Origin of the sequence: Pseudanabaena sp. 'Roaring Creek', from assembly GCF_001402795.1 — a bacterium.
Lineage (GTDB): Bacteria > Cyanobacteriota > Cyanobacteriia > Pseudanabaenales > Pseudanabaenaceae > Pseudanabaena.
In genome coordinates this window covers 1-14,126 of sequence record NZ_LIRE01000114.1, presented here as the reverse complement: position 1 = coordinate 14,126, position 14,126 = coordinate 1, and the positions used below count along the sequence as shown (strand labels likewise).

The following is a 14,126-nucleotide window of genomic DNA, read 5'->3' as shown; positions in this document are numbered from 1 at the left end:
TTATACCAATTCCCAAAAGTGTGGCTACACTTTTGGGAATTGAAAACCAAACCCAGTAAGGATTTTAAAATCACAAAATGGCGTAGCCATTTTGTGATTTGGTATTACCTAATATTTGGGGCTTATTTAGCTAACTCCAATATGGTTTTAAGGACAGAATCAGGGTTGAGACTGATTGAATCAATACCTTGGTCGACGAGGAATCTCGCAAATTCAGGATAATCGCTGGGAGCCTGACCGCAGATCCCAATTTTGCGATGATTGGCTTTAGCTTTTTGAATCACGCTGCGAATCATGGATTTAACGGCTTCATTCCGTTCGTCAAAAATATGGGCAACCAAAGCCGAATCGCGATCTAAGCCGAGCGTCAATTGGGTTAGGTCGTTAGAACCGATCGAGAAGCCATCAAAGACTTGCGAGAACTCGTCCGCCAGAATGATGTTGCTGGGAATTTCGCACATCACATAAACTTCAAGTCCATTTTCACCTCGATTTAAGCCATGTTTTGCCATCTCCGCAAGGACTTTCCGTCCCTCTTCAGGCGTACGACAGAAAGGAATCATGGGAATCACATTGGTTAACCCCATATCATCGCGAACGCGCTTCAGTGCTTGGCATTCTAAGCCGTAGGCTTCGCGATATTTCGGATCGTAGTAACGGGATGCACCACGCCAGCCGATCATCGGATTTTCTTCGAGGGGTTCAAATCCACGACCGCCAAGGAGATTGGCATACTCATTACTCTTAAAGTCGGACATCCTCACCACGACAGGTTTAGGATAAAATGCTGCGGCGATCGTACCGATGCCTTGGGCAAGTTTGTCTACAAAGAAATCTGTTTTGCATTCATACCTTGCGGTTAGTTTCGCGATCGCTCGTTTGGCAGATTTGTCTTCGAGGGTATCGAAATGGATCAAGGCAAGGGGATGGGCTTTGATGTGGTTGGCGATAATAAATTCCATACGAGCTAAGCCCACACCATCGCAGGGAATCGCAGATAGGCTAAAAGCTTCTTCAGGATTGCCGACATTCATCAAGATCTTGGTGGCAATCTGCGGCAAATCATCGAGAGAAGTCTCAACCACTTCAAAGGGAACTAATCCGCCATAAACCTTACCTTCTTCGCCCTCGGCACAGGATACCGTCACCTCTTGCCCAGTCGTGACGATCCCCGTGGCATCCCCGCAACCCACGATCGCAGGGATGCCCATTTCTCTGGCAATAATTGCGGCATGACAGGTACGCCCACCTTGATTGGTGACGATCGCGCTTGCTTTTTTCATGATCGGTTCCCAATCAGGATCGGTTTTATTGGTAACTAAAACTTCACCTGCTTGAAAATCTTCGATCCGATGTACTTCGAGAATTACATTTGCCTTGCCTTGACCGATCGCCGCACCAACTGCACGACCCGCAATCAAAACATTGCCACCACTCCTCAGTTTGTAATTCTTGAGAATATTGCCCGATTTTTGGGACTGGACTGTTTCGGGACGCGCCTGCACGATAAATAATTCGCCCGTGCGACCATCCTTAGCCCATTCAATATCCATCGGCGAGAATTTGCCACGCAATGCGGAATAGTGATCTTCGATAATACAAGCCCATTGAGCGAGTTGCAGGATTTCGTCATCGGTAATCGCGAACTTACTGCGCTCGGAAAGTGGAACGGGAATATCCTTAGTCAGCTTACTGCCGCCAAGGTCGTACACCATCTTGATTTCCTTGGAGCCAAGACGTTTTTCAAGAATGGGGCGAAAGCCTTGTGTGAGGGTGGGTTTGAAAACAAAATACTCATCGGGATTGACTGCACCCTGCACGACATTTTCACCTAGCCCATAGGCGGCGGTGATGAGCGCTGCATTTTTAAAGCCTGTTTCGGTGTCGATGGAGAACATTACCCCAGAGGCGGCAAGGTCGGAACGTACCATTTTCTGGACACCGACGGAGAGGGCAATATCAAAATGGTCGAACCCATTAATCGTACGATAGGAAATCGCGCGATCAGTAAATAGCGAAGCAAAGCAACGATGACAGGCTTCAACTACCTCGTTTGTACCATAGACATTGAGATAGGTTTCCTGCTGCCCCGCAAAGCTTGCGTCGGGCAAGTCCTCGGCTGTGGCACTAGAGCGAACGGCAACATCGGCTTCCTTGCCACATTCGTAGCATTCACAGAGTTTTTGATAGGATATGGCGATCGCCATTTGCAGATCGTCAGGTAAAGGGGTACTGAGAACTAAGGCTCTTGCCAATCGACCGCGATCGCGCAGGTTACTCATGTCCTCAATATTCAGATCGGCAAATAGTTCGCGTAGTTTCGTCTCCAGTCCAGCCTTTTCGATAAAGTACCGAAAAGCGTAAGCAGTGGTAGCAAATCCATTGGGAACATTCACTCCCTTCGGCTTGAGCTGCCGAATCATTTCGCCAAGAGAAGCATTTTTGCCGCCAACAAGAGGAATATCGGTAATTCCTACTTCTTCAAACCAAAGTATTAAAGCTTGTTCCCTCGGAATATTTCTCGATATTTCGGAAGTAAAAATTGAGCTATTCATGATGATTCAACTCCCTAATCAAGTTAATGATTAGATCGATTCACGGACAGATGATGAAGCCCTAAATCCCAATCTTGAAGTCCAATCTTGAAGTCTAATTTTGAGGTTTTCAAATCCTGATTCTAGGTTTTTTCCAGATCCTAGATAACAACATTATATCTATTGCTAAAGAACTAAATTTGCAGACATTACATTTATTTACTGAACATTTATTTACTGATATAGCAACGTAATACCAAATCACAAAATGGCTACGCCATTTTGTGATTTAAAAACCCTTACTAGATTTGGGTTTTAATTCCCAAAAGTGTAGCCACACTTTTGGGAATTGGTATAAGCGATAGCTAGGACAAAATCAAAGCCCAAAAGAGTGATGCCGCGCTCCACGCAGCATCACTCTTTTGGGCTTTGATATAATTGGCGGCAACTCTATGAATTGGCTTAACTAATAATTAAAAACCAAAACCAGAGAGCATACCGCCCGCGAAGCGGGCAGTATGCTCTTCTCGGTTTTAAGTTTACTTATGCCTAGCTACTTAATATTTGCTTTTTTAGTTCGTCAAGATATAGATGCGTACCAATAGTGCCAGGCAAACCCAGACAAAGGTAGGTAGGCACAAAGTAAACTTTGCCAGCTTTACTTGCCTTGAGGGACTGCGCGATCGCATTTTTTGACCAAGCTTGCTTCAGGTTCGCCAGTTGAGACTCCTCAAAACTACTGGCGCGTTTGAATTGATTGGGGTTACTGAAGTTATTACCCAGTAAGAGAATCCGATCGGCTTGATTGAGTTGAGGTAAAGTCTCTAGGGAAATGGGTGCAAGGGCTTCTTCCTGTTTTGGTGGATAGACTAGTTGAAACCCTAAATCCTGTAGCAGAGCGGTGCAAAGCCCATGCCTTTTCGTGCCTAAAGTCATCTCACGCAACTCCGAGGAAATTAGCAATAGCATTTTCGGATCGGTTTTGACGATCGGCTCAAAGGCTTGGCGGGCTGCGGCAATCTCTTGTTTCGTATTGGCGATTAACTGCTCGGCTTGTGGGGAACGGTTAATCGCTTGAGCGATTTCTTTGAGATTGATCTCTGGATCAGTCCATTTAAGAATGATGGTCGGGGCAATGTTCGATAGAATTGGATATTGACGCTTGTTGTTAATATCCAATCCCAAAATCAAGTCTGGCTGAACTTTGAGAATCGCTTCGATGGAAGGAGCATAGGCAACTCCCACATTGGCAATGGGGTTGGCGATTCTCGTTCCCAGATAGGGAATCTGTTTGCTAGGATTGGTATAGTCTCCTTGATGAAAGTTGGCATTGTCGGCAAAAGCAATGGGCTGCATATCTAGGGCGAGTAACGGCTCGAGCAGATAGGGACCTAGTACGACAATTCTCTGGGGTTGACCGCAGACCTTGGTCACGCCCATCGCATGTTCGACATCACGGCAGTCATTGCGGGGCGAGACGGCAGTAGCATTACGGGTATCTGGCTGGTAGGGTTGACCTTGGCAGGCAACGATCGCCAATATGATCGCGATCGCCACAGCAATCGATCGCACCGAATTGATGAGTTTCATATTTTCTTAACTAAACCTATGGTAGTACTCGCCCATGCATTCCTGCTCCCTTGGCGCTGATGGGAATACACATCGGTGTGCCTGCGATCGGATCGGGATAGATGCGACATTTCAAATTAAAGACCGCCTGAACGATGTCTTCAACGATTACTTCTTGGGGTGTTCCCTCCGCAAAGATCCTGCCATCTTTGATCGCTACAATGTAATCCGCATAACGACAGGCATGATGAAGATCGTGCAACACCATGACAATCGTGCGTTCTTGTTGTTGATTGAGATAGTGCAGCAGATCTAAGACTTCAATTTGATGTGCTAAATCGAGAAAGGTGGTTGGCTCATCCAGTAAGAGAACTTTCGTATTCTGGGCAAGTGCCATTGCAATCCAAGCTCTCTGTTTCTGTCCACCTGAAAGGGTATCCAGAGGGCGATCGCTCAGTTCCACAAGGTCAGTCATTTCTAAAGCTTGCTGGACAAATTGGCGATCTTGAATCGACCACTGTTGCATCCAAGTTTGATGGGGATATCGACCTTGAGCCACCAGATCTCTTACGGTCAAGCCTTCAGGGGCACTGGGGTTTTGTGGTAATAATCCTAATTGTTGGGCAACGGATTTGGTTGATCGCTGAGCGATCGATTTTCCATCTAGATACACCACTCCATCGGTTGGTTTAAGTAAACGTGCTAATCCTTTTAATAAAGTGGATTTGCCGCAACCATTGGCTCCCACTAAAGCCGTCACTTTCCCCGTAGGAATGGTTAAGGTCAAGTCTTGAATTATATTTTTCTTTTCGTAAGCTAGGGATAAATTTTGGGTAGAAAGTTCCAACATTAGCGTTTGCGATGATGAATGAGTAAGGATAGAAAAAACGGAGCGCCGATCGCCGCCACAATCGTGCCACAGGGTAATTCTGTAGGTGCAAATAGAGTTCGCCCTAACCAATCGGCGATCGTCACTAATAGCCCACCGATGAGGGCGGCGATGGGTAGAAGATTTTGATGATTTCCCCCCACAAGTTTGCGACCAATATGGGGAGCAATCAAGCCCACAAAGCCAATCGTTCCTGCGATGGCAACTGCTGAACCTCCTAAGGCAACCGCGACGATTACTAGCAGCCCTCGCTGCCATTCCAATCGCGTGCCCAATCCCTTGGCGACATCATCCCCTAAGTGCAAGACGTTGAGATGGCGGGATAAGCCCAGAGCAAGGGGAATCCCGCAGAGACACCAAGGCAGAAAAGCCCAAAATTGCAGCCAAGTCCGACCGTAGACACTTCCTGCGAGCCAAACGATCGCCTGACTGACATTGGCAATTGCCCCAAAAATAATTAATAAATTGGTCAGAGCCGTAGCGATCGCCGATAGCCCAATGCCCAATAAAATCAATAAAATCGGCGAACTTCCGTCATTCCAAGCTAAGCGATAGATCAGCACCGCCATTAACAAAGCCCCAAGGAAAGAAGCGATCGGCAAGATATATAAGGGCGCTGCGGGAAATAAGACGATGGTACTGACAGCCGCGAGGCTCGCCCCCGCATTGATGCCAATCATGCTGGGATCGGCGAGGGGATTGCGGGTTAAGCCTTGAAAAATCGTGCCAGAAATGGCAAGAGCAACGCCCACCATGAAGGCAACGAGGGTGCGCGGCAATCTCATGGTTTGGATGACAAAGGGATGATGGGGGTTGCCCGTATCTAGCCCCAAAAGGGTTTTGAGAATATCGGCGATCGCAATCGGATATTCCCCCTGCGACACATTGAGCAAGATCGCGACCAAACTAAGGGCGATCAGGATTGCAGCGATCGCAGGCAAGCGGCGATCGATGGAAAAGGAAAGAACGGGATTCCGAACAACGAGCGATGACTTCATTTTCTGACCTTGGATTTCGCGAGATAGACAAACATAGGAGCGCCAATAATGGCGGTCATAACCCCTACAGGCAATTCTTGTGGTTTGAGCAATAGTCGCGCGGCAATATCGGCAGTTAATAAAAGAAGTGCCCCAAAAATTGCTGAGTAGGGCAAAATCCATCGATAATCGGTTTTGATAAAAAAGCGCACTCCGTGAGGAACGACTAAACCCACAAAGCCAATGGGACCAGCGATCGCCACAGAGCTTCCCGTCAATAACACCACGCTAATTACAGTCAGTAGCTTAACGCCTAAGGTTTGTTGACCCAAACTGGTCGCGATTTCCTCCCCGAGGCTCATAGTTGTAATCTGCTTTCCCAATAACAGCGCCATGATTAGTCCTAGGATCGTTAAGGGAAGTACCTGTAAAAACAGATCAAAATCTCTCCCCGCTAAGGAACCCGCCAACCAAAATCGAATTTCTTCTAAGGTTTGTTGGCTGAGGACGAGAATAGCTGTGGTAATCGAAGAGATAAATGCGGTGAGAGCTGCTCCTGCGATCGTCAGATTTAAGGGCGTGGCTCCACCCGCACCGCAAGAAGCCAGCCCATAGACTGCCACCGCTGCGATACTTGCGCCTAACAAGGCGGCCCCTGCATAGACCACCGATGAAGAGTTACCAAATACAAATAGGGTTCCTACTACGGCTAAGGCTCCCCCTGCGCCAATGCCTAAAATGCCAGTTTCGGCTAAAGGATTGCGGGTTAAGCCCTGCATCAATGCCCCCGATACGGACAGAGCTGCCCCAATGGCGATCGCCATTAGCGATCGCGGTAGCCTTACCGTTTGGATAATCAGTGGCTCGAAACGATCGTTATCAGCAAAGCTTGCAAAAGCGGTAAAGGATCTCAAAATAGTCTCTAGGGAAATATTGGTATTGCCTAGAGTCAAGCTGTAGATAGTGCAAATTAGCAAAGCGATCGTCCCTAATCCGAGTCCGATCGCGGGAGATGCTCGTAAATATTTGGGCAACCTAAAAAAAGGTCTAAACAGTGACAGGTGAAACATGAAAAGCTTGGGTAAATGACCTTGTAACAAGAAAGAGACGGAGCGCGAAAGAAGCCTTTTGGGTAGAGAAATCGCAAGAATCGATCAACCTCCGATCAACTTCTGCTAAAGTTTGCCAGCGGCAATCGGACAAATTTCTGATTTATTATTGATATTTTATTGCAATTAACTCAGCTTTTTGCTATTAGTTTTAGTAGTTATTGATATTACCTAGCAATAAGTATGTCCAATATTAAATTATTTTATGCAACTTTGTCAGCCTTAGAAAAGCTTTAGACTATTTTATTGGGATTTTATTGGGATTTTATTGGGTTTTTATTGAGCTTTATTGGGTTTGAGTCTTTCTAACCTATTGAAATATCTCTAAAAAACTAATTGCTAGTAATTCCTACTCTGTAGTCAACAGACCGATTCATGGCGATCGCCAAACACAACTGGGCTGAGGCAATTTTCTGCCTAAACCAAAAAATTCATAAAAAATTCATAAAAAACAGGGCAAGCGCCAACTTGCCCTTGAATCATCAATATCAAATCGATACCTACCATCATAATGAAATCTGATCGTGTTTTGTTTGCCAGCTTGGTCTGTGCAGTCGCTAGTATGGCTACACCCGAATTATTGAAATTCGATGTCGCTGAAGTCTCCGCCGAAAATCTCACCAAAGAAGGAACTATTCAGGCAGATATTCTCGCTAATCCTGAAACTGTGCCTCAGATAGATTCCCGCAATCCTAAATCTGACGGACAAATTTCTAGCGTTCGCGATCTGCGCCAAGTTTCTACCAATGCCTCAGCGCTAATCGCTCAAGCTTCTACCAATGCCGTCCAAATTACGGGTGTAAAGGTCAATCCCACTGCCGATGGGATTGAAGTCATTTTAGAAACATCGACAGGCAACCTCGTTGCGCCAGTGGCAAAAACTTCGGGTAAATTAGTTTACTTCGATATTCCCAATGCTAAACTTTCCCTCTCTAGCGGCGATCGCTTTGTCGTGGAAAACCCTGCTAAGGGAATTGTGAGCGTATCGGTGAGCCAAGCTAATGCGAGCTATGTGCGAGCGATCGTTACTGGCGTTAGTGCTGTACCTAAAGCGACAGTGAGTTTTAGTAATCCCAGTCCTGTCACCCAAAAGCCCGATGACGGAGAGGAAGAAGTACAGGTAACGGGCAAAGTCGAAGCTCCTCCAGCCTATGTCGTACCCAATGCTTCTACCGCTACACGTACGAATACTGCCATCATTGATACGCCCCAATCTATTCAAGTAGTTCCACAACAGGTCTTGAAAGATCAACAGATTGTTCGCGTCGATCAAGCCCTAAGGAATGTGAGCGGGGTAACGGGAGAATTGGGAAAATTTGCCTCCTCGCAAAGTTTGACAATTCGCGGATTTACCACCGATAGCTTTTCCAATGGTCCCATTTTACGGGATGGGTTTCGCAGCTACTACAACCTCGGCGCACAGGAAACGGCCAACCTCGAACAAATTGAAGTGCTTAAAGGACCTGCTTCAGTTCTATACGGACAGAATGGACCTGGCGGGATCATTAATTTAGTGACGAAGCAGCCTCTATCTAAGCCCTTTTACGATCTACAATTTCAAGTCGGTAGTTTCGGACTAATTCGCCCCAGTATCGATTTCTCAGGTCCCTTAGATACCAATGGCAACTTGCTCTATCGCCTCAATGCAGCCTATCAGCGATCAGATGGATTTCGTGACTTCTCGACTACTTCGGAGCGATTTTTTATTGCTCCCGTCGTGAAATGGAAAATTAGCGATCGCACTAGTCTCGCCTTTTCTCTAGAGTATTTGAACGATCGCTCTCCCTATGATGTCGGACTGCTTGCCTATGGGAAGGGCGTAGTCAATGTGCCCCGCGAGCGGATCTTCGGCGAACGGGATGATACGAATAACTCTAAAAGCCTGAGCATCGGCTATAACTTTGAGCATCAGTTTGATGATAATTGGACATTACGCAATGCTTTTCGCTATACCAACCAAACTCAGCAACTTTTGACGACTCTGCCCGCTGCATTTAATGAAGCGTCGGGAACTCTAATCAGAGTATATGGAAAACGGGAATTTGAAGTTAATGACTATTCACTCCAAACCAATGTGGTTGGGAAGTTCGATACAGGCTCGCTCAAGCATACCTTGCTGGCGGGAGTCGATCTTAATTGGAGTAAATTCAAGGATGTCCTTACGAAAATTGATTTTAGTAAATTACTGCCTCTGAATGTCTATAGTCCAACCTATGGGCTATTTTCTCGACCAAATTTCGACAATATCTCTCAGATAGCCACAGGGTACAGCGATGCTGACATCAGTCGGACAGGGGTTTTCCTGCAAGATCAAATCGCTCTTAGCGATCAGTTTAGCGTCATTGCGGGAATTCGCTTTGATGGAGTCAGTAATACCAATCCCTCCAATGGGAAGAGTCGGTATGATAATGCTTGGAGTCCTCGCTTGGGTCTACTTTATAAGCCGACCGAATCAGTATCTCTGTTTGCTAATTATTCTCAATCCTTCAGTCCTAACACAGGACAGGATGTGAATGGCAATTTTCTAGAACCAGAAAAGGCTCAAGGTTACGAATTTGGTGTTAAAGCGGAGTTAAGCAAAAAACTGTTTGCTACCCTGTCCTACTTCGACATCACCAAGCAAAATGTAGCGACTTCGGCATCGCCTCTGAGTCTATATTATGTGGCGACGGGAAAACAGCGCAGTCAAGGGATTGAACTTGATATCTCTGGCGAGATTGCCCCCAATTGGAATATTACGGGTTTCTATGCTTACACCAATGCGCGAGTGACCGAGGACAATGATATCCCTGTGGGTAATCGCTTGCCTGGTTCTCCGTACAATAGTTTTGGGCTATGGACAACTTATCAAATTCCCGATGGCGATTTGCAGGGGTTAGGATTTGGTTTGGGAGTCAACTATGTTGGTAATCGCGTAGGCGATCTCGCCAACTCCTACGAGGTTGGCGACTACTTTCTCACTAATGCCGCTATTTTCTATAAACGCGATCGCTGGCGCTTTGGACTGAACTTCAATAATATCTTTGATGTCAACTACATCAGTGGTGTCGGTGGCACTGGACGCACGTTAGGTATTGCTCCAGGTGCGCCATTTTCCATGACAGCTTCGATTGGCTTGCAGTTCTAATTGCTATTAACAGCAGGATGGCAGGCGCGAAGCGCCTACCATCCTGCTTACAAAAGCGCTCGCAACCACTGTTCGGCTGCGAGTGGATTTGCGAATACTTGTCCCATACATCCAAACAAACCTGCGATCGTTTTAGGAGCAGCTTTTTGCCTTTTGACTAATTCATGCTCCTCAACGACAAGTGCAATACCAACACAGAACAATGTGATTTGCGGTTTATGCTCCTTTGCCCAATGGACAGTTAATTGATGGACTGCCTCAATTTCTTCGGGATCGTTTTCGATCTGTTCTAAATCCTGTTTTGCTGAATCCTGTTTTGCTAGATCCTGTGGAGCATTAGCTTGATTGAGAATTAGCCCGAATTTTTGTTCTTGGGATAGCCATTTATCAAAATAGGAGAGATACTTCTTCGTACCTTCTAAGGTTGTTTTTCTGCCAAAATTTACGGATACAAGGGGATATTTGTCTTCGTCAATGGTAATCATAAAATCAGCAAGTCCTCTAGCGAAATGATTGCGAATGGGATAATCGAACGGGATAATCGAACGGGATAATCGAACGGAATATTTTTGTTTCTAAGCCTGCGATAGATTGCGGAAGGCTTAACGTAAATATGCTTAGCGTAAATATGCTTAACGCAAATATTATTGCTAATTTATCCTAATAATTTTCTTGATAAGATTATCTCTAAATTTAGACCCTTAATGATGCTTAAGATGGCTTTTTATAAACGGCTAACAACTTGGAGCAGATCTTGGGACAGTAACTCTAGCAATGGCGATCGCGCTGAATGCAAGAAAAAATGATCCCCCTGCAACATATGTAATGCAAAAGCAGCATTGGTTTGCTCCCGCCATGCTAGGAGCATATCGATACTCGCCTCAGAATCCTCATAACCACCAAAGGCAGTTATGGGGCAATCTAGGGGGACATCTTTTTGATAAATACTGGTTTCCACCACCGCCAGATCGGCGCGTAGGGTCGGCAATAGCAGTTGCATTAATTCGGCATTATCTAGAACTTCGGCGGGCGTACCATTGAGGCGACGCAGCTCTAATAAAAAATCTGGTTCGGGTAAATCATAGGTAGGAGAATTGCTACTGGGAATTTGCGGCGATCTGCGCCCCGACACGAAGAGATGTGCTGGCAATAACTGATTATTTCGGCGCAGAAATCTCGCTAATTCAAAACTCAGTAAGGCTCCCATGCTGTGACCAAAGAAGCTAAAAGGTCGATCTAGGTAGGGCGTAAGTGCCTCAGCGATCGCTTGCACGAGGGGCTCTAGTCTGGTAAATGCAGGTTCGTGGAGCCTAACCCCCCTACCTGGCAATTCAATTGGGCAAATTTCGACGGTTGAGGGCAGATCCTTTGCCCAGTTACGAAAACTCAACGATCCGCCCCCTGCATAGGGAAAGCAAAATAGTCGTAAAGCTGCCTTAGTATTGGCAAAAGGACTGGTTAACCAGCGGTCTAAGTTTTTTGTCTCGATCACAATTGTGCTAATTCTCCGAACTGTAGATTCTGCTTGCCAAAAGTCAAGCTAATGTAATAAGCTATTTACATCTTATTAATAGTTATTCTCAATAGCTAATATACACTAAGTAGTTAATAAGCAAGCAAGTAATACTAAATAATGCTGTGTTTGGCGTTATTTAGCCCATCTTTGCGGAAGAGCCTTAGCATCAAAATCGTGGTAGTTCTCAAAAATGATGATGAGCATCGCGGAGCAAGACTCTTGATCACCCCAAAATCATTACTACCCTATGATTGCGCAGTTCAGCATAGGTGCAATCCCCAAAGCATACCGCTAGCGTAGCGGACAGAACGCTCTCTGGTTTTGGTTTTTAATTATGCTGAACTACTTACATCAAAAGAGTCACATCAAAAGAGTCACATCAAAAGAGTTAAGTAGCTAGGCATAAGTAAACTTAAAACCCAGAAGAGTATACCGCCCGCTACGCGGGCGGTATACTCTCTGGTTTTGGTTTTTAATTATGCCTAGCTACTTACATCAAAAGAGTTACATAAAACAAGAGAGAACTACTTGGAGATAGAAGTAATAGATACAATCAAAGCCATCTTGGTGGATTTAGGTATTCCCCAAGAATCACTTCATGCAGAAACCTTACTGTATGCAGATTTGGGGTTGGACTCCGTTGAGACCATCAAGCTATCCCTTGAATTGAAGCGCCGACTTGCGATCGAACTGAAGCTAGGGAATCGCTATGACATGACCTTGGCAGAAATTTGTCGCATTGCCAATGCACAGGAATCATTAACCGCAAACGTTACTGCTAAAGTAAATTAAGATGGAAAGCATTTCTGCACAACTGCCTAGCATTTTTAATGTGGCAGCCCATTTTCTCGAAATCAATTTAACCGATCGCCGTAGTGAAAGAGTCGCTTTTTACTACCAAGAGCAATCCTATACCTATGCACAGGTAAACCTTTGGGTGCGGCGCATGGCTGGATTTTTGCATGAATTGGGGTTAGAACGCGAAAACCGTATTGCGATTCTTTTACCCGATACACCAGAATTTGTATTTGCCTTCTGGGGAGCAATTTGGCTCGGTGCAGTGCCCGTACCAATCAACACAGCTTGCACCGCAGACGATATTCACTACATTCTGCAAGACTGTCGCGCCAAAGTCTTACTGACCAATCAAGCATGGCAAACAAATCTCGCTCCGATTGAGTCTCCATACTTAAAGCATATTATCCAAACCGATGGCGATATATCGTTGATTTCGCAATTAAGCCAACAGGAAGAATTTATCCCTTGGGAGAAAACGAATCGCGAAGAACCTGCCTTCTGGCTTTACACATCTGGCAGTACAGGACGACCGAAGGGAGTAATTCACCTACATCAAAGTATGGTGGTCTGTGCTGAGCGCTACGGAAAAGATGTTCTTGATTTACAAGAAGATGATGTAATTTATTCCGTTGCCAAAATGCCTTTTGCCTACGGTTTGGGCAATACCCTATATATGCCCATGTCGGTGGGAGCCGCCGCCGTTCTTACCGATGCGGCGAATGCGTTTGATATTATTGAGGATATCCAAACCTACCAACCCACGGTTCTATTCGGAATTCCAGGGATTTATGCGGGGATTCTCTCGGTTCATGAAATCGCTCCTCTCAATTCAGCGTCCTTAAGGCTCTGTCTCTCCGCTGCCGAGCAATTGCCGCAAACAATTTGGCTGAAGTGGCGAGAGCGTTACGGGATCGAAATTTGCGAAGGCATCGGTACGACCGAGCTGCTGCATGTTTTTCTATCCAATAGACCGCATCAATGTCGTTCGGGTACTTCTGGCTATCCAGTCGCTGGCTACGAGGTGCAGATTGTTGATGATCAGGGTGTTCCTACTCCCGATGGTGAAATCGGTAATCTCCAAGTATCTGGGGAGAGTCTCATGCTCGGATATTGGAATCGTTTGACAGCGACGCGCAAAGCTTTGCATGGAACGACCATGCGTACTGGCGATAAGTACATCAGAGATGCGGATGGTTACTTCCGATTTATGGGACGTAATGATGATTTCTTTAAGGTCAATGGTATGTGGGTATCGCCCTTTGAAGTGGAGGATATTTTACTTCAGCATGAGACCGTTCTCGATGCAGCAGTTTTGCCATCCGATCATGATGATGCTCTAACGCAAGTGATTGCTTATATCAGCCTGAAATCGGGATGTTCTCCCAATAAGGATCTGGAAAACCATCTTCGGCAAATGGTGAAATCGCAATTACCCCACTTTAAGGCTCCCAAGACGATCCATTTTCTCGATACCTTACCACGGACATCCACGGGCAAAATTCATCGTCAAGCATTGCTCAAACAGGCTTGTTGATTTGCTATGGATTGGGATTGGTGGGACTTCACGCCCATTACCCTAATCCTAAAATTCTAAAATTATTCCCACC

Annotated in this window: 10 protein-coding genes; 3 read left to right on the top strand and 7 right to left on the bottom strand. The window is 45.8% G+C overall.

Going from position 1 to position 14,126, the window contains the following annotated elements:
* Positions 1-122: 122 nt before the first annotated feature.
* The 5 genes from ppsA to AC805_RS03825 form a co-directional block, all read right to left on the bottom strand.
* Positions 123-2,555 (bottom strand): phosphoenolpyruvate synthase, encoded by a 2,433-nt coding sequence (gene ppsA, locus AC805_RS03845; RefSeq protein WP_055074185.1) that lies wholly within the window; start codon positions 2,553-2,555, stop codon positions 123-125.
* Positions 2,556-3,083: 528 nt separating this feature from the next.
* Positions 3,084-4,124 carry an iron-siderophore ABC transporter substrate-binding protein gene (locus AC805_RS03840; protein WP_055074184.1) on the bottom strand — a complete coding sequence of 347 codons (1,041 nt, stop codon included), beginning with the start codon at positions 4,122-4,124 and terminating at the stop codon, positions 3,084-3,086.
* 16 nt (positions 4,125-4,140) lie between these two features.
* A complete protein-coding gene (locus AC805_RS03835; protein WP_055074183.1) occupies positions 4,141-4,953 on the bottom strand; it encodes an ABC transporter ATP-binding protein in 813 nt (270 codons plus the stop codon).
* Positions 4,953-5,990 carry an iron ABC transporter permease gene (locus AC805_RS03830; protein WP_055074182.1) on the bottom strand — a complete coding sequence of 346 codons (1,038 nt, stop codon included), beginning with the start codon at positions 5,988-5,990 and terminating at the stop codon, positions 4,953-4,955. Before AC805_RS03830 ends, AC805_RS03835 begins: the two co-directional genes overlap by 1 nt.
* Positions 5,987-7,039, bottom strand: a complete 1,053-nt coding sequence (locus AC805_RS03825; protein ID WP_197278622.1) for an iron ABC transporter permease — start codon at positions 7,037-7,039, stop codon at positions 5,987-5,989. Before AC805_RS03825 ends, AC805_RS03830 begins: the two co-directional genes overlap by 4 nt.
* A gap of 601 nt (positions 7,040-7,640) precedes the next feature.
* Between AC805_RS03825 and AC805_RS03820 the strand changes: the two genes are divergently transcribed.
* Positions 7,641-10,205, top strand: a complete 2,565-nt coding sequence (locus tag AC805_RS03820) for a TonB-dependent receptor (protein ID WP_231662420.1) — start codon at positions 7,641-7,643, stop codon at positions 10,203-10,205.
* Positions 10,206-10,252: 47 nt separating this feature from the next.
* On the opposite strand, the gene AC805_RS03815 is transcribed toward AC805_RS03820, so the two are convergent.
* Both AC805_RS03815 and AC805_RS03810 read right to left on the bottom strand, forming a co-directional pair.
* Positions 10,253-10,690, bottom strand: coding sequence for a hypothetical protein (locus AC805_RS03815; RefSeq protein ID WP_055074180.1), 438 nt, complete (start codon positions 10,688-10,690; stop codon positions 10,253-10,255).
* Positions 10,691-10,929: 239 nt separating this feature from the next.
* The gene (locus tag AC805_RS03810) at positions 10,930-11,697 is read right to left on the bottom strand and encodes a thioesterase II family protein (protein WP_055074179.1); all 768 of its coding nucleotides are present in this window, start codon (positions 11,695-11,697) and stop codon (positions 10,930-10,932) included.
* Positions 11,698-12,249: 552 nt separating this feature from the next.
* Between AC805_RS03810 and AC805_RS03805 the strand changes: the two genes are divergently transcribed.
* Positions 12,250-12,513: an acyl carrier protein gene (locus AC805_RS03805; RefSeq protein WP_197278621.1), complete on the top strand. Its 264-nt coding sequence runs from the start codon at positions 12,250-12,252 to the stop codon at positions 12,511-12,513.
* Between the two features lies 1 nt (position 12,514).
* Complete coding sequence (locus AC805_RS03800; protein WP_055074178.1) at positions 12,515-14,053, top strand: benzoate-CoA ligase family protein; 1,539 nt, start codon at positions 12,515-12,517, stop codon at positions 14,051-14,053.
* The last annotated feature ends 73 nt before the right edge of the window (positions 14,054-14,126 follow it).

Excerpts from the sequence above, each read along its gene's own strand:
- ppsA (WP_055074185.1), bottom strand. The coding sequence starts at position 2,555 with ATGAATAGCTCAATTTTTACTTCCGAAATATCGAGAAATATTCCGAGG.
- AC805_RS03840 (WP_055074184.1), bottom strand. The coding sequence starts at position 4,124 with ATGAAACTCATCAATTCGGTGCGATCGATTGCTGTGGCGATCGCGATC.
- AC805_RS03835 (WP_055074183.1), bottom strand. The coding sequence starts at position 4,953 with ATGTTGGAACTTTCTACCCAAAATTTATCCCTAGCTTACGAAAAGAAA.
- AC805_RS03830 (WP_055074182.1), bottom strand. The coding sequence starts at position 5,990 with ATGAAGTCATCGCTCGTTGTTCGGAATCCCGTTCTTTCCTTTTCCATC.
- AC805_RS03825 (WP_197278622.1), bottom strand. The coding sequence starts at position 7,039 with ATGTTTCACCTGTCACTGTTTAGACCTTTTTTTAGGTTGCCCAAATAT.
- AC805_RS03820 (WP_231662420.1), top strand. The coding sequence starts at position 7,641 with ATGGCTACACCCGAATTATTGAAATTCGATGTCGCTGAAGTCTCCGCC.
- AC805_RS03815 (WP_055074180.1), bottom strand. The coding sequence starts at position 10,690 with ATGATTACCATTGACGAAGACAAATATCCCCTTGTATCCGTAAATTTT.
- AC805_RS03800 (WP_055074178.1), top strand. The coding sequence starts at position 12,515 with ATGGAAAGCATTTCTGCACAACTGCCTAGCATTTTTAATGTGGCAGCC.